Origin of the sequence: Moritella sp. 5 (genome assembly GCF_018219455.1) — a bacterium.
Classification (GTDB): domain Bacteria; phylum Pseudomonadota; class Gammaproteobacteria; order Enterobacterales; family Moritellaceae; genus Moritella.
The window spans coordinates 1068119-1091981 of sequence record NZ_CP056122.1; the positions used below are offsets into that span (position 1 = coordinate 1068119).

Consider the following 23863-nt stretch of genomic DNA (forward strand, 5'->3'; position numbering starts at 1 on the left):
AATGCTGAAATGTCAGGGAATACAGCTTGGTAGTGAGTTTATAATAATCAGTGCTTTAGGTGTTTATTTTGATGTGGGTTTGCTTCAGTAAAGAGTACAACAATCAAGGGTTCTGTCATATAATAAAATGCCTATCGATTGAGAGCTATGTTGCTAATGCCGTTATGTCATCATTTAAGAACTTATGCTAAATCTGCCGAGAAGAGCTTTCATCAACACGACGATAAAGTACAGCTTGTCTACATACACTCCGGTTGCTGCATTATCGCTACCCGCAACGATAGCACCCTTGCGGTCAACGGCCAGCTGCTTTGGATACCAGCTGGTGTCGAACATCGCTTAGAAGTGCTAAAAAGTACTATTTTTAGTGTATTATTTTGTGAACCTAATGAACTGCCGATGTTTAGCCACGATATGGGGTGGCTCACCGTTAATGGGCTGGTGGTACCGCTTATGGAGTATATTGATGAGGTCGAATTGACCGAGGTCTGTGATATTCCCGCACACTATTTAGCGGTACTAAAAGATCAAATTAGTCAGCAGAGCATCAAAGAACAAGGCTACAAAGCCACTGGTGAGATTGACCGACGCTTGTTGCCTGTAATCCAGAGCCTTACCCTTAAGCCTGATATCAAATTATCGCTAGAGGACTTTACCGAGAGTTGTGGCGCCTCGACCAGAACGCTTAATCGGATGTTTCAAAAATGCTTTGAGCAACCGTTCCGCAGCCTGAGGTTGCAGATTGTGATGGAGAAAGCTTTGCAACTCAACCGCCAAGGCATACCACACACTGAGGTTGCCCTAGAACTTGGTTATAATAGTCTCTCTGCTTTCTCCACGGTGTTCAATAAATACCTTCGCGAGAAAAAAATACTGAGCCAACTTGGCGGCTACGCGCAATAGACTGGCGTTTAGACTAAAGCGGCTGAGTCTATGAGTGAGTAAAATAAAGGCATATTCAATCTAGGAAGAGTTATTATGCCTTTAGTTAAACTACTCGCAATTAGCCTATTAATGGCAAGCAGTTATTTCTTTTCTGCTGACATGTATGCGCCAAGTCTACCGTACATGGCTAACGCGCTAAACGCCTCAAGTGGCACGGTGCAGCAGACTGTCAGCATTTTCTTTATTTTCGTGGCGATAAGCCAGCTGTGTTGCGGTCCCTTATCGGAACGTTTTGGACGCCGTCCTATTGCAATAATCGGTAGCCTGGTATTCGCACTCGGCTCACTCATTTGTACCAGTAGTCAGGATATTAATGTACTTATTTTAGGCCGTTTAGTGCAGGGTATTGGTGTTGGCGCTCTGTACCTATTGTGTCGAACAATTTTGCAGGACTCTTTTTCTAAGACGCAGCTTATCGGCATAATGTCTTGGTTCGGTATTTTATTTTTAACCTTGCCAGGACTAACGCCAGCGCTCGGTGGCATATTACAAACGCATTTTGGTTGGCAAGCTAGCTTTTGGTTTATGTTCGCCTTAGCGATAACAATATTTTTGGTTATTACGCTGTGTCTTGGTGAAACGCATCAGCAAAAGAATGTGCACGCAGTAAGATTGTCTAATATTGCGCAAGACTACTGGATGATCGCATCAAACAGTAAGTTCTTACGTTATTTGTTGCTGATGATTGTCTCAAACGGTGGCGTTATTGTTTTCTATCTGATGGGCGCCTTTATCTCACAAGAAAACTATTCGATTGCCCCGCACGCGTTTGGTTTAACCTCACTACTATTGATAGGTAGCACAATCTCGGCACGACTCGTGTTTAACAGCTTACTCAAACAGCGCTTTAGCGAAAAGCAATTGCTGCTTTCAGCTAGCATCATCATGGTTATTGGTAGTTGTGGTTTATTGGCTAACATTACTTATGCTAGCTTTAGCCTAATGATACTTAGCGTCGCTGTTTATTGTTTTGGTGCCGGTCTTACCACCAGTATCGCAGCGGTCAATGCCCTGTATTTATTCCCTCAACATAAGGGGCAAACAGGCGCTATTTTCGGCTCGCTGCAAATGGCTGGAATGTTCTTGTTAACGCTATTAGTCAGTCACATCGCTAATACCGAGTTTGTCATGGCGGTTGTGTTCGTTATGATGGCCACGCTTAGTCTTACTGCCCAGTGGCGGAAAGGCTAGTGCTAGAGGGATTTGTTGAGACTTTTGAACAAGGCATACCGCACATAGCGGTTGCCTGGAACTGGTTATGATCCTTAGACTGACTTTATCGCGCTAGCTTTGATGAGCGCTGATGTGTCCATACTCCCCAGTCCGTGCTGCTGTAATAGCTCGTAATCACTATCGACTTGACTAGTTAAAGGTAATTGCAGTTGATAGCGTTCAGCTTCTTCCAAACAGATCCCAAGATCTTTTCTCATTAGATCGATCGCAAAGCCAAAATCAAACTGATCGTTTGCCATCGTTTCTGCTCGGTTCTCCATCTGCCATGATCCCGCTGCGCCATGCTTAAGTGTCTCTACTACGAGTGCAACATCTAATGATGCTTTTTCTGCTAACGTTAAAGCTTCACTTAAACCTTGTAAAACCCCTGCAATGCATATTTGGTTTACCATTTTACAACGTTGGCCTTGACCGTGACCGCCGAGTAGTGTGGCCTGTTTTGCATAAGCGTTAAGTACAGGTTGAACTGTCGTGAAGGTATCTGCGTTACCACCACACATGACGGTTAATGCGCCATTTTCGGCACCTGCTTGTCCACCTGAAACGGGCGCATCCATAAATTCAATATCATGGTTTGTACATGCTGCGGCTAACTCGATGGCAAGTTGCGCAGATGTCGTGGTGTGATCCACTAAGATCGCGCCCGGTTTGAGGCTGGCCAATACGCCTGACTCACCGTATACCACGCTGCGTACATCGTCATCGTTACCAACACAAATGAACACGATATCTGCGTTTTCTGCGGCTTCTTTAGGGGACGAGGCCAACTCTCCTTGGTAGTCTTTTACCCACTGTATGGATTTTTCTGTGGTACGATTAAATACCTTGGTTTGGTATCCGGCTCGTTTTAAATAACCAGCCATTGGGTAGCCCATGACACCAAGGCCTACAAACGCAACGTTTAAATAATTCATATTTTACACTCCAACTTATAATGACATATGTCAATTTTCATTTATAATTTATTGCATTACCTTGTGGTAAGTCAATTGTTTTGTACAATTAATTAACAAATATAATGGTATTAATAGGTAAATGTAATGGTTCTAGCGCTGTATGTTTTATTTCAGCAAGGTAAACTAGGGTTTATCAATGTTATGTTTTTGCTGTGTTCATTAGAGGTAAGTTAATGAGTGATATTAAGTTTCGACAAATAGCCGAAACAATTGAAACTAGAATTAATACTGGTGTATATCAACCTAATACTAAACTACCGCCGCACCGGGTGTTAGCCGATGAGCTTGAGACTACGCCGACAACTGTGTCCAAGGCGTATAAATTATTAGTTGAAAAAAACAAGGTTGAATCCTTTGTTGGCCGTGGCACGTTTGTTTGCGGTAATTCTGAATTGGAAACAGTGATCCAAGCTTCTGACGATGATGCAGATTATAACTTCTCAATTTTACAACCCTGCCTTAAATATAATGTTTTACCGTTACAGGCTGCATTTCAACAAACGTATGCGGCATTGCCGAGTGAGCTATTGGGTTATATCGAACACTCAGGGCACTTATCTCACCGAGAAGCGGGTGTTAAATGGGCGGTGGAATTTGGTTTATCCGTTTCTGGTCCTGACGAAATACTACTTGCCAGTGGCGCGCAGAATGCACTGGAAATACTGATCCAGACCTATACTAATCCAGGTGATTGCATTGCGGTTGAAGCATTTACTTATCCTGGTATTCTCTCTATCGCTAATTTATTGGGTCGTCGCGTTGTTGACGTTGCAATGGATAATGAAGGGATGTGCCCGACTGCACTTAAAAACGCTATTCTTAACGATAAGCCGAAATTGGTTGTCATTGTACCGTCACACCAAAACCCAACGGGTGTGACTATGCCGCAAGCGCGTAGAGAAACTATTGCTAAAGTGATTGAAGAAGGGAATATCTGGTTATTAGAAGATGATATTTATGGCTTCTTAAACCCAATGACGATCCCGGCAATCACAAACTATATACCCGAAAAAAGTTTTCATATTACCAGTCTGTCGAAAGCGATTAGCCCTGCGTTACGTTGTGCATTTATTAAAGCGCCTAAAAGCGAAATACGTCGAATTGGCGCCTGTATCCGTACTTCTATCTGGCTGGCGTCACCACTTAATTTTGCTGTGGCAGCACAATTAATTAACTCTGGTGAGGCTTTTATTATGGCGCATCAACAAAAATTATTGGCCGCGCAGCGACAACAGTTTGTGACAGATAAATTGGGGTTTTTATCTTGCTCTAGCCAGCCGACAAGTTATCATATTTGGGTGGAATTACCGGAACATTGGCGACAAGAGCATTTTGTGATGGAAGCTAAAAATCAAAAATTACTGGTGAGTAGTGGTGGTTACTTCTCGCAACAGAGTGATAAAAGCAACCATATTCGCTTATCTTTAATGGCGATAGATGACGAACAACGTTTTCAGCAAGGTGTTGTATCTCTAGCTAATTTACTCAAAGATGGGCAGGGTTCACACTTCCTGTTTTAATTATTTTAACTGTTCATGATGTAGACCCATAATAGGGCATTAGACTAAGGAGAGTTTATGTTGAAAAATACGATTACGGGTATACTTATTTTAAGTTGTTCAGGCTGTGCCTTGTTAGCTAAAAAAGATCCGACACCACTAGAGATAGAACCAGCGGATGCAGAAGTTCCGGTATTACTATTACCGCCAACTGCAACGCCGGCCTCGGCAGCGGAATGTGCAGGTGATATGGAATTACCTGTAGAGTTTAGTCGTAAGTTCACCGCTGTATCTGACCCTGAATTATTAGCGCAATCTATTGGTGAACCAGAAGAAGGCAGACTCTGTCAGGGGCAAGTCTATGTAGCTAAACAGAACACCAAAATTTTATTGTTTCGAGCTTGGAATGGCGCTAATCCAAAGAGTAAATTCGGTGAGTGGTGGGCATTAAAGAGTCCACGTGGACAAATATCGCAATACCGCAGTGATTATCAAATATGTTATCAATGGTCGCCGTTAGATAAACTCACCTTGTGCAGTTTAAAAGCAGGATCGAAAGTAGTGATTGGCACTGGCCAAAGTGCGACTTGCTCAGGTTATCTTGAATATCCGACTTCAGAGAAGAAGCAGGTATATCTAGCTAATGCAGACGTGGATCTCGTTGATTGCACTAGCTACAACGCCGAATTCAATTGGACGCCTATTATTAATAATTAATGTGCCTTAGTCATAAACGATAGGTAGAAAAAGCATGAGATATGATCAACGCAGGTGGTTATTCACCGTGATTTTCCTTTTCTCTAGTATGAGTATCGCTGCTGATAATGTCATTGTGCGTTATCTGCCGACGAATGATATTAAGTTACAGCCTATGGCTAAAAAATTGCAGTCAGACAGCAGTATTCAAGATGCAATTACCTTGATGAATGAAGCATTTATTTTTCTTCAGCCGTTAACTATCGTCTTTGGTGCTAATGATGGTCCGTTATATGATCCTACTCGTAATTACATTCTAATTCCTTATACTTTTCTAGACGAAGTCGAGCAGCGCTTCAAGGCCGTTAATTACGTGGGTGATAATCAAGGCAACGCTAATCCAGAAAATCTGGTTCAGGTGGTTATGGATGTGCTTATACATACATTATTCCACGAACTTGCCCACGCTTTGATTACGACGTATGAATTACCAATTGTGGGTAAAGAAGAAGATGCGGCAGATAATTTAGCCGCGGTATTGTCGATTGAATATTTTGAAAATGGGGCTGAAATAGCAATTAGCGCAGCCGATCTATTTTATCTTGAAGGTGATGAGATAACCGAATTTGAAGAGGCTGATTTTTGGGATGAACACAGCCTTGATTTACAGCGTTACTATGCCACCCTTTGCCATGTTTATGGCAGTGATGATACTCAATACGCCTACTTGTTAGAAGATACTGGTTTTTCTGATGAACGCGCAGAGCTGTGTATTGGTAATTATGAACGCATGACAAATAACTGGCTAACACTATTAGACGTTTATATGTCGCCTGAGGTTGATGCTAGTACGCCAGGTAATTAAGCAAGGGCGTTTTTTGCGTACCCGTTTAGTCCATGTCATCAAAAGGTTGACCAATACTCGGTAAGAACACATCAAGGAAATACCGAATTTCATCTGTCATACGTTCGTCTAATGCATTTTTACAGCGTAATTTGGCTTTCGCAAATTCATGGTTACCACAGCTTTCCTCTTCAATACACTTCATATAAGCACAGAGAATATCCGCATCTTTGACTAATTTTTTATAAATAGGATCAAGATCAGGGCTTGATAATAGTGGCTTATACGCATCACGTAATTCTGCTGGCAACATATCGAGTAAGGTTTTTTCAGCGGCCAATTCAATCTTGTTATATTCACGAATAATGGCTTTATTGTAATATTTCACTGGGGTGGGTAAATCCCCGGTAAGCACTTCGGTGGTGTCGTGGAACAATGCCATTGAGGCTGCTTTGTCAGGATCATAGTTTTTGTCGTAATAAGTATTCCCGATCAGCGCAAGTGCATGGGCAACCATTGCAACCTGTAAACTGTGTTCGGCAATATTCTCATTGGTGACATTACGCATCAGCGGCCAACGATAAATTAACTTCATGCGGGCAAGGTGGGCAAAAAAATGGCTCATGCTCTTCTCCAAATAAAAAGTATCTAATGACGATACAGGTTAAAACCACGTAAGTCATCGGTTTCATTACTGTAGCACCTCTTTGCATACTCTCAAAATTTCAAATAGTTAGATTTCTCGCTTTGTATTTAAACTGTTATGTTATAGCATAACAGTTATGAGTGTTATATTATAACAATTAAGGAAAATAGTTGTGAAAAAGAAATTGGTCTCCCTCGCGATTGGTAGCATCTTGGTATCACCTGCTTTTGCTAATACGTTGTCAAACCCACAAATTGGCGTTGTACTTGATGGTTATTACCAAAATGGTGAGCGTAATAATTCAGAACGTGGAGAGGGTTTTGGACTCGGGCACACTGAAATCAGTATGTCCGCTAATATTGATGACAAGTTTCATGGCGTATTAACGACAGTGCTAGAGGTGCATGGCGATGAAACTGAGCTTCTTTTAGAAGAGGCGTTTGTTGAAACATTGGCAATGCCTTATGGTCTTAATATCCGAGCAGGACGATTCTTGTCAGACTTTGGTTATTTGAACAACCAGCATGTACACACGGACAGTTTTGTTGAACGCCCAATCGCTTACCGTACTTTCTTGGGTTCCCATTATTATGATGATGGTTTGCGTGCAAACCTAGTACTACCAACGGATATGTATGTGAAACTGGGGATCGAGGCATTAAGTGGCAGTAAGATGTCTGCTGTGAAAGATGGATCTGCAGTGGGTGTTTATACCACGACATTAAAATTAGGAGATGATTTTTCTACGTCGTCTAGCTGGCAGTTTGGTTTAAGTTACCTACGTAATGACAACGGTAAAACCAAAATTTTTGAAGAGCATAAGCATGGTGGACATGCCGATCACGGCCATGATCACAGCCACGCATCGGCGGTGACAGGGTCAAATCTATACGGCGCTGACTTTGTGTGGAAATGGGCGCCCAATGGCAACTATAAATATCGTAATTTAACGTTATCAGCTGAATACATGTTGTTAGACGATATTCTGGATAGTAAATACCAAGGTGAAAAGAATGCACCTGATAATCTAGCCGCGTATTACGTATCGGGTGTATACCGTTTTACTCCTAGTTGGTCGACAGGTCTGCGCTACGGTGAAGCTGAAAGCTATGACGGGCATGCACATGGCGAACGTGTACATTTGACTTCTCTGAAAGACCGTGAGTTTGATGCGATGCTGGCGTGGAACTCTTCTCATTTTGGTACTGTTCGTGCCCAATACTCACGTGTTGAAAATCAATCTAAAGAAACGGATAACGTATTCACACTGCAATATGTAATGACGTTTGGAGCCCACGGTGCACATGCGTTTTAAGAAGAGAACATTAATGCTGGCGGTAAGTGCGGTAATGCTGTCTGCACCTGCTCTCGCGTTGAATATCTTTGTCTGCGAGCCTGAATGGAAAGCACTATTGGCTGTACACGCACCAAAAGCGACCATCTATTCTGCGACAACGGCACTGCAAGACCCACATTATGTGCAAGCGAGGCCGTCTTTAATTGCAAAGATGCGCCAAGCCGATATGGCCATGTGTTCAGGTGCTGAATTGGAAATTGGTTGGTTGCCGATGTTGCAAGCGCGAAGCAGTAATCCGGCGGTGCAAAACAACAAGCAAAGTATGCTGTATGCGTCAGAGATTGTCAGCATGCTGGATACGCATCATCATGTTGACCGCAGTATGGGGGATATTCACGCTTATGGTAATCCGCACGTGCAGTTTGCTGCCAACGATATGATCCGAATTTCTCGCGTGGTGAGCCAACGCTTGGAAAGTATAGATCCTGCTAATGCATTTAGTTACCTAGTCAATGGTGTGAAGTTCCGTGAGCATTGGCGAAAAAAATTAGTTGAATGGGAACAGCGCGCTGAACCGCTGCGAGGTATGCAAGTGGTGAGTTATCACGAAACCTACCGTTATCTGTTTGATTGGTTGGGGATGGAGCAGGTTGCAGACCTTGAGCCTAAGCCGGGTATTTCACCGACGACTGCACATTTGCAATCGTTGACGAAGTTAGACCCAGCGTCGTTTGATGCGATTATTTACTCTTCTCATCAGAATAAACGCGCGGCTAATTGGCTGCATCAGCAAACACAAAAGCCAGTGATCCAATTACCACTTACGGTATCGGAAGGGCAAAGCCTTGATGAATTGTATGATGGCATACTGGATACTTTGCTCGATGTGCTTGCGCAGCCAGCGAATCGTTAAGCCATGTTAACGGATTATCTTTGGCTAGCCCCGGCAGTGCTGTGTGGTCTGATTGCGCTGGTGGGTAATGTTATTTTGGGGCAGCAAGTGCTACAGCGTAAAATCATTTTTATTGATTTAGCCGTGGCTCAAGTTGCTGCATTAGGTGCCGCGTTCAGTCAGTACTGGCTAAGTAGTTTTGATTTATTACCCGAGACTTGGCTAGGACAAATGCTAGGCCCCTGGGTATTGTCGCTGATGCTGTGTGGCTTAATTGCCTTGATGGAAAGGCACTATCAACAACACCTTGAACCTATGATAGGTAGCTTATTTGTGGTGTCTGCTTCATTGGCTATTTTACTGGCGAGTAAAGACCCGCACGGTGCCGACTTTATCCAAGGTATCTTAAATGGTCAGTTGTTATGGGCTACATGGGATGATGTTTGGCCGTTGGCGATTATCACCGCTGCGATGGTGACTTTGGTCACGATGAAACCTGAGTTTATGCGTGGCAGTGGTTTTTACATTATCTTCGCGATATTAATGCCGATAACGGTCAAGTTGACGGGGATCTATCTTGAATTTGCGTTATTGGTGATCCCAGCTCTTTGTGCATCGGCGTTAAAAGGTATACGCTTTTTTATCGCGAGCATGGGAATTGGCGTTACAGGTATTTTGTCTGGTATCGCAATGTCAGCTCACTATGATTTACCCAGTGGTGCAAGTATCGTCATTACCTTGTTTGTATCTGGCGTACTGTTTCATTTATTGCTGCAACCTTTAGTGATGAAGACTGAGGTTCGCGCTTCATAAGATAAAGTCGCACGTAAAATAAAGCCTGATTTCAGAATGCTACTGGAGTCGGGCTTTTTTCGTTTCACATCAATATAGTTTACCTTTCGATTTAGAGATCAATCATTGATTTTACAGTTGTTAGGAATAGATTTAATCGACATTAATACCGTCTTAGGGTACTGTTATTATATACAGTGTTTTGTTGATTTACTAAATGAAACACATCTATGGTTATAAACTAAGGGGAATATATAAATGTTACATTCAAAAGCAAGCTGCCTTTGTGGTGCTGTTGAAATTACCGCAAACGAAATTAACCCTAGATTTACTGTCTGCCACTGTGACTCATGCAGAGGATGGGGTGGTGCTCCATTTTTTGCTGTTCAATGTGGAACGAATGTAAGCATTACAGGGTTGGATAAAGTGAAGACGTATAATTCATCATCTTGGGCATCTCGTGGTTTTTGCACTGATTGTGGAACCCATTTATTTTTTAAATTTAATGACAGTGGTGATTACAATATGCCAGTGGGTATATTTAAAGATTTGAATGGATTAGAAATGGATATGCAATACTTTAGTGATCAGCGACCTGACTATTATTGCTTTTCAAACGAAACGAAAGAAATGACCAAAGCTGAAATTATGGCTTATTTTGCAAAACAGATATAACAAGCATGTTTAAAATGACCAATAAAAAGCATCGAGATTAGATTTTTTATTAAAAAAGGCGTCATTACAACGCCTTTCTAATATCTACAATGGTATTACCTACAAACTAATCCTGACGGTAAGTTGATAAGAAGTTAGCCAGCTTGTTGATCGCAACCGTTAACTCTTCAACACGCGGTAAAAATACTACGCGGAAGTGATCAGGGCGAGCCCAGTTAAAACCAGTGCCTTGTACAATCAATAGCTTTTCTTGTTGTAACAGATCTAATGCAAATTTCTGATCGTCTTTGATATTGTACATTTCCATATCAATTTTCGGGAACAGATACATTGCACCTTTTGGTTTTACACACGTGATACCCGGAATATCATTTAACATCTTCCAGGCTAAATCTCGTTGTTCCAATAAACGACCGCCTGGTAGAATCAATTCATTAATACTTTGATAACCACCTAGCGCTGTTTGTATCGCATGCTGCATCGGTACGTTTGAACACAGACGCATAGACGCCAACATTTCTAATCCGGCAATATAGTCTTTAGCAAGATGCGTCGCACCACTTAATACTAACCAACCAGAGCGGAAACCGGCAATACGGTACGCTTTAGACAAGCCATTGAAGGTAACAATCAGAATATCTTGTGCCAGCGTACACATAGGCACATGCTCAACACCGTCATATAAGATCTTGTCATAGATTTCATCTGCAAAAATAATCAGCTTATTCTGACGCGCCACTTCAATCACTTCGAGCAAGAATTCTTTGCTGTATACAGCACCCGTTGGGTTGTTCGGATTGATTAACACAATACCTTTGGTATTTGGTGTGATCTTGGCTTTAATATCATCCAGATCAGGGTACCAATCAGATTCTTCATCACAAATATAGTGCGTTGCTTTACCACCCGAAAGGGTAATTGCCGCTGTCCACAATGGATAATCCGGTGACGGTACTAACACTTCATCGCCGTTGTTTAGCAATGCCTGCATCGACATCATGATTAATTCTGAAACGCCATTACCCAGATAAATGTTGTCAATAGACACATTCAGTAGACCTTTCTGTTGATAATGTTGCATCACTGCTTTACGCGCAGAGTATAGCCCTTTTGAGTCACAATAACCTTGGCTCGATGGCAGGTTATGAATAACGTCTTTTACGATTTCCTCTGGGGCTTCAAAACCAAATGGGGCGGGATTCCCGATGTTTAATTTGATTACTCGATGACCTTCTTCTTCTAAGCGATTCGCTTCTTTTAATACTGGTCCACGTATGTCGTAACACACGTTATCTAACTTATGAGATTTTTCTATTGAGTACATCCCGGCTCCAACGCTGTAAATATGTAAATTATTTTTCTTTCTGCAATAAAAGTAACGTATATAAGGCATTGTTGGAAGTGATATTTGACGTTCAGGTCGATTTATTGTTGCGTCATTGTTAATTAACTCGGTTCGGGTGTAACATTGTCAGTAATAGTTACCAAGTTACGGTGATTTTGTGAGAATGTTGTTATAATACAGCAGTTAAATTCAATGTTAATAGAAGCAAGGAAAGCGCATGAGTCAGCAGTTAAACCCAGCAAAAATGAGTGGATTAGAGATACTACAAGCAATGGCGGAAGGAATATTCCCACATCCTTCAATTTGCCAAACAATGCCAATGCAATGTGTTGATGTAAGTGAAGGGCAGATTCATTTTAGTGTGCAAGCCGATGATCGCCATTTAAATCCAATGGGCGGTGTACACGGTGGTTTTGCGGCAACGATACTTGATTCGGTAACGGGCTGCGCGACACACTCGACATTGGTTGCTGGTGAGAGTTATGGCACGGTTGATCTGAATGTAAAAATGGTACGTCCAATTCCGAAAAATACAGCATTAAAGGCAAGAGGCAAGGTACTAAACATATCAAAAACCGTGATTATCTCGGAAGGTGATATTTGTGATGCCGATGGTAAGCTTTATGCGCACTGTACCGCAACGTGTGTCATTACTCGCCTAGCTAAATAGGTTTTCTTTATGATAAACACTACATCTGAGATTTGTTTATGATAAATAGTATTTCTGAAATAGCACCGCATACATTTCAATTTAATCCATCGGCCAGTGAAAACGCGGGAAAGATGGTGATGGGGCATCGTGGTGCGTCATCTATAGCCCCAGAAAACACCTTGGCCGCTTTTCAATTAGCAGAGGACAATAACGTTCCTTGGATTGAAGTCGATGCCAATATGCTCGCTGATGGTAGTGTGGTTATTTGTCATGACAAAGCCCTCGACCGCTGTAGTGATCACAGGGGGTTGTTATGCGATAAAATCGTCACCGACCTGGATGATATTGACGCGGGTGCATGGTTTGGGCTGGATTTTGTTGGAGAACGCATTCCGACGCTGGTGGATCTAATCTTATTCACTAATGAAACTGGTATGAATCTGAATTTAGAATTGATGTCAGGAGCTGATAAAGCCACGACAGACCGATTGATAGACGGTGTTATTCGTGACATTAACCATCACTGGCAAGGGGGGCAGCAGTTACTTATCTCCAGCTTTAATCATCTATTATTAGCCGAAATAAAACGTCGAGCGCCCGAAATAAGTTTAGCGTGTTTGTTCGACGCGCCATTACCGGATGATTGGCTAACCTCAATGCAATATGTAGGCGCTGAGTTTATTCATCCTAAGGATAGTGGTTTGACCGAACAACAAGTCAACGCTATGACTGTCGCAGGTTACAGTGTGAATGTATGGACGGTTAACTGTTTGGCGCGTGCGAACCAGCTTTATAATTGGGGGGTAACGGGGATTTGCACTGATATTCCTCAACAGTTTCCGCCTTGTTACCGGAATTAATAGCGAGATAACTTCAAGTATATCGGTGACAATATCATACGGAAAGGACAGCAGTGCATGACGGATAACAATATCGATGCAGTCAATGAACGCTTAGCCCTGCGTTGGCAATTATTACTGCAAGATAACTTTACGCATTTGACGATGGCACAAATACAGCAAGCTTGGTCGCGTTTGTTACTCCATTACCAAGAAGCGCATCGGTATTATCATGACCTCTCGCATATTGAGGCCTGTTTTACTTGGTTTGATCAAGTGCAAGATCAGCTTGATGATCCATTAGCGGTAGCACTCGCCATTTGGTTCCACGATATTATTTATGATGTGAGACGTGCTGACAACGAGCTCAAAAGTGCACAGTATGCGGTGACTGCACTCACCAACTTTGCGGTATCAACACAGTTAGTAAAAAAAGTGTATGAGCTAGTGTTGTTAACCCAGCACCCAAGTGAGCCAAGTCGTACAATCAAAAGGCAATCAGGAAAATTCTTGTCGAAAGAAACCGATACAGCGCGAACAAGTCTTAATGATCAGGCGTTATTTTTAGACATTGATTTAACTATATTAGGTCAGAATAACGCTATTTATGAACATTATGAAAAGGCCATTCGCAGCGAGTACCAACATGTACCATTGTGGTTATATATACGTGCTCGGAAATGTTTGCTAAAACGTTTTTTACGCCAGCCAATCATTTATTATTCGGGTTATTTTAAAGAAAAATTTGAACAGCAAGCCAGAGTGAACATACAATCAGTACTTAGCTCCTAATGGAATACATAAATCATGATTATTAATGGCTCTGTCAGTCAAGATGTTGCAATTGCCGACCGTGGTTTTAACTTTGGAGACGGGCACTTTACCACCATTAAGATAGCTGCAGGGCAAGCCTTACTACTCGATTTACACTTGGCACGTTTACAACAGGCGTGTGCAGTGCTCGCAATCGAGTTTACCGAATGGGATGAGCTGGTCGCAGCTATCACTCAGCAAGCACTGGCATTACAAGGCGGGGTATTAAAAGTCACCATTACCCGAGGCGAGGGGGGCCGTGGTTATAGTCCGCTAGGTTGCAGTAGCGCAAATTGGTTCTTACAACATCGTTCGATTCCTGCGCAATACAGTGAATGGGCGAGTGTAGGTATTGAATTAATGCTTTGTCAATATCAACAAACCGTGAACCCAGTATTAGCAGGATTGAAGACGTTAAACAGACTTGATCAGGTGATGATTAAACAAGAACTCGATGCCAATGGCATGGCTGATGGACTGGTTTGCTCGACAGACGGTTATGTTATCGAGACATCTGTAGCCAATGTGTTTTGGGCTATTGGGGATAAAATCTATACACCGAGTACTAAGCGCAGTGGTATTGAAGGTGTGATGAAAACGCACATTTTAAACTTATTGAATAAACTGGGTTTGACACTGAAAACCGGAGATTACACTATTACTGATGTACTGGGTGCCGATGAAGTTTTTATTACCAACTCAGTGATGGAAGTGGTGCCTGTCAACCGTATTTTAAAGCAGGGAACTCAAGACGATATTCATGTTGTTCGTTATGATCTGGCAGTGAATGATCCATCGGTATGGCGTTTACTACAACAAGAATTACACGCTTAAGATGCAATGTAATGGATAACGTTAGCTCACTCGCGTTATCCATTATGACTAACATAAATGAGGTATTAATAAATACGACGTTTAAGCCCTTTCTTATCCAAGATCTTGGTGGCGATCTCTTCAACCGAAAATGACGTACTGTTAATGTATGGAATTTTTTCGCTACGGTATAAGTATTCCACTTCCGAAATTTCTAATTTGCATTGACGTAGTGACGCATAAGTACTGTTAGCAATACGTTCACTACGAATATCTTGCAGACGCTTCACATCGATGGTTAAGCCAAATATTTTATGTTTATTGCGTTTTAATGCTGGTGGCAGCTTCAAATGATCCATATCATCGGCAATAAATGGGTAGTTGGCAGTCTTGATACCAAACTGTAATGCCAGATATAAACTGGTTGGTGTTTTGCCACTACGTGATACACCGACTAAGATTAAATCTGCATCATCGTAATCTTTACAGGTAATGCCATCATCGTTGGCGAGGGCATAATTGACCGCTTCAATACGGGCATCATAAGTGTCATTTTTAAGGCTATGTGTACGGTGTGATTTTGGTTCTGCCTTGATATTTAATTGCTCAGAAAGCGGCGCCACAAATGTACTTAGAAAGTCGTGAGAATGGCCTTCATTTGATTCGATAATTGTCCTTATTTCAGATGAAACTATCGAATGAAACACGAGTGGCTTCTGTCCTGTTTTAGCAACATGTTCATTAATTTTTTGAGTAACATATTTTGCTTTTTCTTCGGTTTCGATAAAGGGATAAGTATGCTGATCAAATTCGATCGGAAATTGGCTTAGAAGCGCGTGACCAAAGACTTCAGCGGTGATCGCCGTGCCATCAGAGACATAAAAAACAGTTTGCATTAACTTTATCCTTTTCATAAACAGATGAAATTTTCTAAGTTAGTATCTTACATTGAAATTAATAGCTGTGTATGATTAAAAACACTAAGGAAAGCAAGATGATTATTTTGCATTGATAATATGTGAGCAATATCGAATATCGTTCACAATTAAAATCATTTTTGAGATAGATTTAATACTGGAGAACTGCCGTGATAGAGTACGTAATTGGGTACGAAAAACTTGGAATGAACGACGTAGAACGAGTTGGCGGCAAAAACGCATCTCTAGGTGAGATGATCAGTAACTTAGCTGGCGCAGGCGTGCAAGTTCCTGGTGGTTACGCGACTACCGCTGATGCGTTTAATCAGTTTTTAGAGCAAAGTGGTGTAAACGATAAAATTTATGCACTACTTGACGATCTCAACGTTGATGACATTGCAGCGCTAACTAAAGCGGGTGCTACCATTCGTCAGTGGATCATTGACACACCTTTCCAACCTGAATTAGAAACCGCTATTGCTGAAAGCTATGAAGTACTAGCTGGTGAAGCAGGCGAGCAAGCATCATTTGCAGTACGTTCTTCGGCAACAGCTGAAGATATGCCTGATGCATCATTTGCTGGTCAGCAAGAAACATTCTTAAACGTACGGGGTTATGACAACATCATTGTTGCAATTAAACACGTATTTGCATCACTCTTTAATGACCGTGCTATCTCTTATCGCGTACATTCTGGTTATGACCACCGTGGCGTGGCATTATCTGCGGGTATTCAACGCATGGTGCGTAGTGATGAAGCATCATCTGGTGTGATGTTCTCTATTGATACTGAGTCTGGTTTTGAAGATGTAGTATTTATTACTTCTTCATACGGTCTTGGTGAAATGGTTGTACAGGGGGCTGTTAACCCTGATGAATTTTATGTTCATAAACCAACACTTGCTAAAGGCAACCCTGCGGTTGTACGTCGTAACATCGGTAGCAAACAGATCCAAATGATCTATTCTGCTGACGAAGGGCATGGCAAACAAGTTCAAATTGTGGATGTCGAAGCAAGCAAGTCACGTCAATTCTCTATTACTGATGAAGAAGTAATGGAACTGGCGAAACAAGCTGTGATCATCGAAAAACATTACGGGCATGCGATGGATATCGAATGGGCTAAAGATGCGATTGATGGAAAAATTTATATCGTTCAAGCACGTCCAGAAACCGTACGTAGCCGTGAAGATAAGCAAATTATGGTACGTTTCCACTTAGACGCTAAATCAGCGGTGGTTACAGAAGGCCGTGCGATTGGCGGTAAGATTGGCGCGGGTCCTGCTAAAGTTATTTCATCAATTGATCAAATGGATGAAGTACAAGAAGGTGACGTATTAGTAACAGACATGACAGACCCAGATTGGGAACCTATCATGAAACGTGCTTCTGCAATCGTAACAAACCGTGGTGGGCGTACTTGTCACGCTGCAATTATTGCACGTGAAATGGGTATCCCTGCTGTTGTTGGTTGTGGTAACGCGACAGACCTTATCGTCAATGGGCAAGAGCTAACAGTATCTTGTGCTGAAGGTGACACAGGTTTTATCTACGAAGGTATCTTACCTTTCCGTGAAACGGCTTCAGAAATTGCTAACTTACCGGAAATTCCAGTAAAAGTAATGATGAATGTGGGTAACCCTGATCGTGCATTTGATTTTGCTGCATTACCAAACGAAGGTGTTGGTCTAGCACGTCTTGAGTTCATCATTAACCGTATGATCGGTATTCACCCGAAAGCGCTGCTTAACTTTGATAAGCAATCGCCAGAGCTGCAAGCTGAAATCAATGAAATGATCGCGGGTTATGCATCACCAGTTGAATTCTATATTGCTAAGCTACAAGAAGGTATTTCAACCTTGGCTGCGGCTTTCTACCCGAAAAAAGTAATTGTGCGTATGTCTGACTTTAAGTCAAACGAATACGCTAACTTGGTCGGTGGTGAGAGTTACGAGCCTGAAGAAGAAAACCCAATGTTAGGTTTCCGTGGTGCATCACGTTATATCTCTGAAGATTTCCGTGATTGTTTCGCACTAGAAACTGAAGCGATTAAACGCGTTCGTAATGACATGGGCCTAACCAATGTTGAAATCATGATCCCATTCGTGCGTACATTAAGCGAAGCTGCATCAGTTATCGATTTATTAGCTGAACACGGTCTGAAACGTGGTGAGAACGGTTTACGCGTTATCATGATGTGCGAGCTGCCTTCAAATGCATTACTGGCTGATAAGTTCCTACAGTACTTCGATGGTTTCTCGATTGGTTCAAACGATTTAACACAGCTAACACTGGGTCTGGATCGTGATTCAGGTATTATCTCTCATTTGTTTGATGAACGTAATGAAGCGGTGAAAGTACTGCTATCAATGGCAATTAAAGCGGCTAAGAAAGCTGGTAAATACGTTGGTATTTGTGGTCAAGGTCCATCGGATCATGACGACTTCGCTGCTTGGTTAGTTGAACAAGGTATTGACAGCGTATCGTTAAACCCTGATACAGTATTAAGTACTTGGTTATACCTAGCGGATAAACACGCTAAATAAATTAAGCGTGTTTATACCTGTTTAGTTTAATATAGATAAAGCTCCAAATTAGTGTTAATTAGCACTGGTTTGGGGCTTTTTTATTGGTTATGCCGCGTACTTATTTATGCCTGTCGATGTGTGCAGTTGATATTCGACATTGTTAAGTTGATTGTCAAAATGGACTAAAATCATATCGATGGACTCTGTCGCAATATTAAAAAACCGGTCCGCTTTTATTGTTGGTCGACTAATCATTATTTCACTATCAATAACTTTGAGCAAATGAGATATTTTTAATAAGTAGTCTGGATTGTTTTGAATATTGATACTTTGTTCTAACGACTGGCAAAGATAGTTAAGTCGAATACGCTCTGCGCGTGTACAGACTTTGGCTGCCGCAATTCCTGTGCCTAGCGCGCGTATTTGTGCAATGCTTTCTGCAGTAAACAGTAACTCTTGCCATAAGAATTGGATTGATTCGCTATTCTCATTATTGAGTTGATGTAGCTTATTATCAAACGCAATATCGTTGATAAGATAGAGTAAATTTAATACTAACTTGTTGTGTTGCTCGAGATTATGCCTAATATTTAAGTTGAAGTAATCGATGGATAAACGTTGCCAATGGTCAGTCATGGCTTGCCAGCGTTCATTTTCTAATAAATCAGGGTACATATCGATGATTTCTATATTTAATTGACTTATCTGTTCTGTTACCGGATCTAAACGTGCCTTTAGATCTACTTCGCCGTGTAAGATCCCATTTGATAGCCCACGATGTTGCTGCATACGTGTTAATAATTTACGTATGATATTGAGTTTAATTAAACCATCGAGTTGTAACTGCCGGCGGTTATGCTGTTTTTGCTGCATTTGCAGTAAGAGGAAGTATAAGCTAATCAAGGTGCAAAGAATGAGTGCTCCGGTGAGCAGGACGGTTAATAGTGAGTTCATATTACATACCTTTATATCCATCTAGGGTCGTATATACTTAAGCAAGTATAGTACCAGCGTATAAGTAGGGAAATCGGCCTATATAGCGGTAATCATGCACCGAAATTGTGAAAATATGACTTTAATTCCCTAAAATGGTGAGAGTTTATAAGGGTGATTAATTTAGGTTTTGTCTATGGGGGGCTTAAAATGCAAAACGCCCGATGTGCTACACTGGGCGTTTTAAGTGATATTTGAGTCAATATCTTTTGAGGCTTGTCGTACTGTTGATTTTAGTTTTCGCGTAGTACTCTAAAACCAACATAATTAGCACGAAAATTGGGTTTTAGTTCTAAGCGAGTATCAACCAGAGCAAGTTTTGGAGTGAAGTTCCAAGCGCCGCCTCTTGCCACTAAATTATTTCCACCGGTTAGTTCCCAAACGTTACCTACGGTATCATATAGGCCAAATTTGTTGGCTTTAAATGATTGTACTGGCGCGGTACCTATATTTGACCATTGGCTGCCACAATAAGCACAATTGGCTTTTGAGTTGCCCACATCGTTACCCCACCAGTAGTTGTAGCTACTGCCTGCACGTGCCACATATTCCCATTCGCTATTATTAGGTAAACGGTATTTTTGGCCTGTTGCTTTTGATAACCAAGTTAAGTAAGCGTTAGTATCGGCTGAATTGATACAGACAACAGGATGCTCATCGGTCTGTTTGAAACCAGGTTGACGCCAGTTTAAGTCGGCATTATATGTTTCTTTACCGTCAAGGTACTCCATGCAACCATTACCTGATTCTGCCGCGGTCGTATAGTTACTGGCATTAACAAAACGCTTGAAATCAGCGACAGTGATAGGGTTTTGACCTACTGAGAAAGCCTTGATAATTTGCTTTTTGACTTGTTCAATGCCGCTATCTGCTGATGCTGTTAATTGGCCTGCTGGCACAGAGATTAATTCTGGACCGCGTTCACCTGAGGCCAAAAAGTCTTGTACAGCCTGACCATTTTTCAATGACACGGAGGCTTTAATTAGTTCTGCTCTTACCATCAGGTTGTTTTTTAGTTTAACATTTTGTTCAAAATCCATGTAGTTCGGTTTTTTTACGACGATATGGTGGGGGCCTGGTGATAACATAACTGAAAGTTTGGTCGAACCATAGCTAACGCCATCAATGAATACTTCATCATCATATTGGTTAGAACGGATGGTGAGTTCATATAACGCACCTTTATTATCGTTGTTATCCGCTTTTGCGCTTACTTGTTCTATTTGCGGTGATCGTTCTGCGCAGTAACGAGTCGAGATATTTAACAGCTTACACGCCTCATTCTTTGGTAAAACGCCTTGCATTTTCACCTGTATGGTTGAGCTATAAGTACCTTGACCACTGAATTCACTGGTTAAAACTTTGTGACCTAATAATTTAACATGCGCCTTAGAGTTCGTCTTATGTTTACTGACTAGTTTAGCTTCTGTTACTGAGTTAAATAGCGTATTTAAATACGTTTTTGAGGCTTTTTGCTTACTCAATAGATTACTACGAGTGATACATTTTGAGAATGAAGTTTGCAGATCACAACTAACGCTTTGGTTAATATCGAGTGAGTGAGCTTGTTGCATCTCATTTTTCAGGCGGTTTATACGTGAAATTTTTATCTCTTCACTGATTGTTTCACGTTGATTTAGTAGTCTAACACGCTCAATATTTTTCTCTGAAACTTGTTTATTGAGTTGCGCTAGGGTAGCAACAGAATCTTTAATGAATTGCTTATTTTTTTGCTGCTGCTGAATTGCATAGCGGTAGTCATTCTGTGACGTGGTGATGTCTTGCATTGGATTATCAATCATCAATGCATACTGAGCATTCATTTGCGTCAAGGCTTTTGCTGTTTGTCCAACAAGTGCTTTTCTTTGCGTTCTTGCTTGTGCTAATTTGGTATTCTCGATAGCTATACTGTCATTGATCACAGCGAGTGATGTGATAAATGTGTCATATTCAGATTGAATACTTTTAAGCTCTGTTTGTAAATTGCCTACAGTGTTATTTTGTTGGCTTGTTTCAGTGGATTGAGCTGTATTCATAATCAGGATACAACTCGCTGCAAGGGCTCTTAAAGCAACACGCATTTTTAATATTTCCTATTGATGTTGTCTGAGATGACAATGAAAAGAACCCTCATCTACGCCCAGAACTGACTAACGTATAAGTTATGTAGTAAATGTTACGTATATTATTTCTTAAGGCGTTAAACCGCAAGTTAAACAATAGTTTGATTTTAATATTATGTTACGTAAATCATATATTACGATTAAAATAGTGGGTTTTAGGTTAATGCTTATACGTTATTAGAGAGATAAATTGAGCCTTTATCTATGGGAGGGAGCTAATTCACTAATGTTACAATGTATTTAGTTGAAATTGTCACAAGGATATGGATTATGAAGCCTGTATTAAGTTATCAGATGCAGTCGGTTAATAGTGAGACGTTATCAGTGAAATTAAATTAATTCTTATCTGCTGGGGTTTTAGAATACAAAACGCCCGATGTACTACACCGGACGTTTTGAGTGATATCTGAGTCAATATCTTTCGAGGCTTGTCGTACTGCTAATGTTCGTTTTCACGTAGCGCTCTAAAGCCAACATAATTAGCTTGGAAATCGGGTTCTAATGCTAAGCGGACATCAATTTGTGAAAGTCTTGGGGTAAAGTTCCAAGCGCCGCCTCTTGCGACTAAATCATTTCCACTCGTTAGTTCCCAAACGTTACCTACTGTATCATATAGGCCAAATTTATTGGCTTTAAATGATTGTACTGGCGCGGTGCTTTTATTCGACCATTGGCTACCACAGTAAGCGCAATTAGCTTTTGAGTTACCGGCATCGTTACCCCACCAGTAGTTGTCGCTACTGCCTGCTCGCGCTATATATTCCCATTCGCCGTTATTCGGTAAACGGTATTTTTGACCTGTTGCTTTTGATAACCAAGCTAAGTATGCACTGGTATCGGCAGAGCTGATACAGACAACTGGATGCTCGTCGGTCTGAGCAAAACCTGGTCGGCGCCAGTTTAAATTGACATTATATGTTTCTTTGCCGTAAACATACTCCACACAACCACTACCTGATTCTGCGGTTGTAATATAATTGCTGGCGTTAACAAAACGTTTAAAATCTGCGACAGTGATCGGATTCTTACCGACAGAGAAAGCTTTGATAGTTTGATTATTCGTTTTATCAACCGATGTTGTTAATTGGCCACCTGGCACCGAAATTAATTCTGGACCGCGTTCACCAGAAGCTAATAAGTCTTGTACTGCTTGGCCATCTTGTAGTAAAACGGTGGCTTTCACTAATTTAGCTCTTACCATCATGTTGTTTTTTAATTTAACATTTTGTTCAAAATCTATGTAGTTCGATTTTTTTATTATTACATGGTGGGGACCTGGAGGCAGCATTACCGAAAGCTTGCTAGAACCATAGCTCACGCCATCAATGAATACTTCATCATCGTATTTGTTAGAGCGAATGGTGAGTTGATATAACGCATCTTTATTGTCTTTATTGTCTTTATTGCTTTTATTATTTTTAAAATTTTTAAAATTTTTAAAATTATTTTTGATGGCGGGTAGTACCATTTGTGATGCTTGAGCAGCGCAATAACGAATTGCAATATTTAATAGCTTACACGCTTCATTTTTTGGTAGTACTCCTTGCATTGTTACTCGTATGGTTGAGCTATAAGTACCTTGCCCACTGAATTCGCCTGTTAATATTTTGTGACTTATCAGCTTTACATGCGCGCTGGAGTTGGCTTTAAATTTACTGACTAGTTTAGATTCTGTTACTGAGTTAAATACTGTATTCAAATATGACTTCGAAACCTCTTGCTTACTCAACCGGTTACTACGATCAATACATTTTATGAATGAAGTTTGTAGATCACAATTAATGCTTTGGCTAATATTTTGTGATTGAGTTTCTTCTATCTCATTTTTCAAACGACTAATACGTGCAATGTTTATCTCTTCACTGATTGTTTCACGTTGATTTAGTAGTCTAATGCGTTCAATGTTCTTTTCGGATAATTGTTTGCTCAGCTGCGCGAGGACTGTAACAGAACCTCTAATAAGTAGATTATTTTGTTCCTGCAGTTGAATTGCAGCACGATAGTTATTTTGTGATGTCGTGATATCTTGCATTGGGTTATCAATCATTAATTGATATTGGGCATTCATTTGGGCCAAAGCTTTCTCCGTCTTCTGGGTGAGCATTTTTTTTTGCATTCTTATATTTGTTAATTTGCTTTTCTCGATAGCTATATCGTCATTTATTACAGCAAGTAATTCGTTGAATACGTCATATTCAGATTGAATACTTTTAAGTGCTATCTGTATATTAACCACTGTATTTTTTTGTTGTTCTATTTCAGTGGCTTGGGCTGTATTAATAATTAGAACACAACTCACTGCAAGGACTCTTAAAGCAACACACATTTTGAATACTTCCTAATAATGTTGTCTGAAATGACAATG

21 protein-coding genes are annotated in these 23863 nt (G+C 41.0%); 14 read left to right on the plus strand and 7 right to left on the minus strand.

What is annotated here, in order from left to right; genetic code table 11:
• Positions 1-147: 147 nt before the first annotated feature.
• Both HWV01_RS04895 and HWV01_RS04900 read left to right on the plus strand, forming a co-directional pair.
• On the plus strand, positions 148-903 hold the full coding sequence (locus HWV01_RS04895; RefSeq protein ID WP_211674340.1) for an AraC family transcriptional regulator: 756 nt from the start codon (positions 148-150) through the stop codon (positions 901-903).
• 75 nt (positions 904-978) lie between these two features.
• Positions 979-2136 carry a multidrug effflux MFS transporter gene (locus HWV01_RS04900; RefSeq protein WP_211674342.1) on the plus strand — a complete coding sequence of 386 codons (1158 nt, stop codon included), beginning with the start codon at positions 979-981 and terminating at the stop codon, positions 2134-2136.
• A 74-nt stretch (positions 2137-2210) separates the two neighbouring features.
• Here HWV01_RS04900 and HWV01_RS04905 read toward each other — a convergent pair whose 3' ends face one another.
• Positions 2211-3092, minus strand: a complete 882-nt coding sequence (locus HWV01_RS04905; protein ID WP_211674344.1) for an NAD(P)-dependent oxidoreductase — start codon at positions 3090-3092, stop codon at positions 2211-2213.
• A 215-nt stretch (positions 3093-3307) separates the two neighbouring features.
• On the opposite strand from HWV01_RS04905, the gene HWV01_RS04910 reads away from it, so the two are divergent.
• Genes HWV01_RS04910 through HWV01_RS04920 form a run of 3 tightly spaced genes read left to right on the plus strand, consistent with a single transcriptional unit; the run spans position 3308 to position 6194 of the window.
• Entirely contained in the window at positions 3308-4654 is a 1347-nt protein-coding gene (locus HWV01_RS04910; protein WP_211674346.1) for a PLP-dependent aminotransferase family protein, read from the plus strand.
• Between the two features lie 57 nt (positions 4655-4711).
• Positions 4712-5350: a hypothetical protein gene (locus HWV01_RS04915; RefSeq protein WP_211674347.1), complete on the plus strand. Its 639-nt coding sequence runs from the start codon at positions 4712-4714 to the stop codon at positions 5348-5350.
• A gap of 34 nt (positions 5351-5384) precedes the next feature.
• Positions 5385-6194 carry a DUF4344 domain-containing metallopeptidase gene (locus HWV01_RS04920; protein WP_211674349.1) on the plus strand — a complete coding sequence of 270 codons (810 nt, stop codon included), beginning with the start codon at positions 5385-5387 and terminating at the stop codon, positions 6192-6194.
• A 25-nt stretch (positions 6195-6219) separates the two neighbouring features.
• Here HWV01_RS04920 and yfbR read toward each other — a convergent pair whose 3' ends face one another.
• Positions 6220-6798: a 5'-deoxynucleotidase gene (gene yfbR, locus HWV01_RS04925; protein ID WP_211674350.1), complete on the minus strand. Its 579-nt coding sequence runs from the start codon at positions 6796-6798 to the stop codon at positions 6220-6222.
• Positions 6799-6985: 187 nt separating this feature from the next.
• Here yfbR and HWV01_RS04930 point away from each other — a divergent pair, with 187 nt between their 5' ends.
• The 4 genes from HWV01_RS04930 (at position 6986) to HWV01_RS04945 (ending at position 10475) form a co-directional block, all read left to right on the plus strand.
• The gene (locus HWV01_RS04930) at positions 6986-8134 is read left to right on the plus strand and encodes a hypothetical protein (RefSeq protein WP_371816356.1); all 1149 of its coding nucleotides are present in this window, start codon (positions 6986-6988) and stop codon (positions 8132-8134) included.
• The gene (locus HWV01_RS04935; protein WP_211674352.1) at positions 8124-9029 is read left to right on the plus strand and encodes a metal ABC transporter solute-binding protein, Zn/Mn family; all 906 of its coding nucleotides are present in this window, start codon (positions 8124-8126) and stop codon (positions 9027-9029) included. Before HWV01_RS04930 ends, HWV01_RS04935 begins: the two co-directional genes overlap by 11 nt.
• A 3-nt stretch (positions 9030-9032) precedes the next feature.
• A complete protein-coding gene (locus HWV01_RS04940) occupies positions 9033-9821 on the plus strand; it encodes a metal ABC transporter permease (RefSeq protein ID WP_211674353.1) in 789 nt (262 codons plus the stop codon).
• 237 nt (positions 9822-10058) lie between these two features.
• Positions 10059-10475 carry a GFA family protein gene (locus HWV01_RS04945; protein WP_211674354.1) on the plus strand — a complete coding sequence of 139 codons (417 nt, stop codon included), beginning with the start codon at positions 10059-10061 and terminating at the stop codon, positions 10473-10475.
• 106 nt (positions 10476-10581) lie between these two features.
• Here the strand turns inward: HWV01_RS04945 and HWV01_RS04950 are convergent, their stop codons facing one another.
• Complete coding sequence (locus HWV01_RS04950) at positions 10582-11799, minus strand: pyridoxal phosphate-dependent aminotransferase (RefSeq protein ID WP_211674355.1); 1218 nt, start codon at positions 11797-11799, stop codon at positions 10582-10584.
• Between the two features lie 238 nt (positions 11800-12037).
• On the opposite strand from HWV01_RS04950, the gene HWV01_RS04955 reads away from it, so the two are divergent.
• The 4 genes from HWV01_RS04955 to pabC are packed head-to-tail and all read left to right on the plus strand — an operon-like array spanning position 12038 to position 14958.
• Positions 12038-12490, plus strand: coding sequence for a PaaI family thioesterase (locus tag HWV01_RS04955; RefSeq protein WP_211674356.1), 453 nt, complete (start codon positions 12038-12040; stop codon positions 12488-12490).
• 38 nt (positions 12491-12528) lie between these two features.
• Positions 12529-13332 carry a glycerophosphoryl diester phosphodiesterase gene (locus HWV01_RS04960; protein ID WP_211674357.1) on the plus strand — a complete coding sequence of 268 codons (804 nt, stop codon included), beginning with the start codon at positions 12529-12531 and terminating at the stop codon, positions 13330-13332.
• Positions 13333-13389: 57 nt separating this feature from the next.
• Positions 13390-14103, plus strand: coding sequence for a hypothetical protein (locus HWV01_RS04965; protein ID WP_211674359.1), 714 nt, complete (start codon positions 13390-13392; stop codon positions 14101-14103).
• A gap of 15 nt (positions 14104-14118) precedes the next feature.
• The gene (gene pabC / locus HWV01_RS04970) at positions 14119-14958 is read left to right on the plus strand and encodes an aminodeoxychorismate lyase (protein ID WP_211674360.1); all 840 of its coding nucleotides are present in this window, start codon (positions 14119-14121) and stop codon (positions 14956-14958) included.
• A gap of 65 nt (positions 14959-15023) precedes the next feature.
• Here the strand turns inward: pabC and HWV01_RS04975 are convergent, their stop codons facing one another.
• Entirely contained in the window at positions 15024-15833 is an 810-nt protein-coding gene (locus HWV01_RS04975) for a pyruvate, water dikinase regulatory protein (protein ID WP_211674361.1), read from the minus strand.
• A 191-nt stretch (positions 15834-16024) separates the two neighbouring features.
• Between HWV01_RS04975 and ppsA the strand changes: the two genes are divergently transcribed.
• Positions 16025-18400, plus strand: a complete 2376-nt coding sequence (ppsA, locus tag HWV01_RS04980; RefSeq protein WP_211674363.1) for a phosphoenolpyruvate synthase — start codon at positions 16025-16027, stop codon at positions 18398-18400.
• A gap of 87 nt (positions 18401-18487) precedes the next feature.
• Here the strand turns inward: ppsA and HWV01_RS04985 are convergent, their stop codons facing one another.
• From HWV01_RS04985 to HWV01_RS04995, 3 genes are all read right to left on the minus strand, one after another.
• Positions 18488-19336: a hypothetical protein gene (locus tag HWV01_RS04985; protein WP_211674364.1), complete on the minus strand. Its 849-nt coding sequence runs from the start codon at positions 19334-19336 to the stop codon at positions 18488-18490.
• A 272-nt stretch (positions 19337-19608) separates the two neighbouring features.
• Positions 19609-21456, minus strand: coding sequence for an SUMF1/EgtB/PvdO family nonheme iron enzyme (locus HWV01_RS04990; RefSeq protein WP_211674368.1), 1848 nt, complete (start codon positions 21454-21456; stop codon positions 19609-19611).
• Positions 21457-21937: 481 nt separating this feature from the next.
• A complete protein-coding gene (locus HWV01_RS04995; protein WP_249185446.1) occupies positions 21938-23797 on the minus strand; it encodes a formylglycine-generating enzyme family protein in 1860 nt (619 codons plus the stop codon).
• Between the last annotated feature and the right edge of the window lie 66 nt (positions 23798-23863).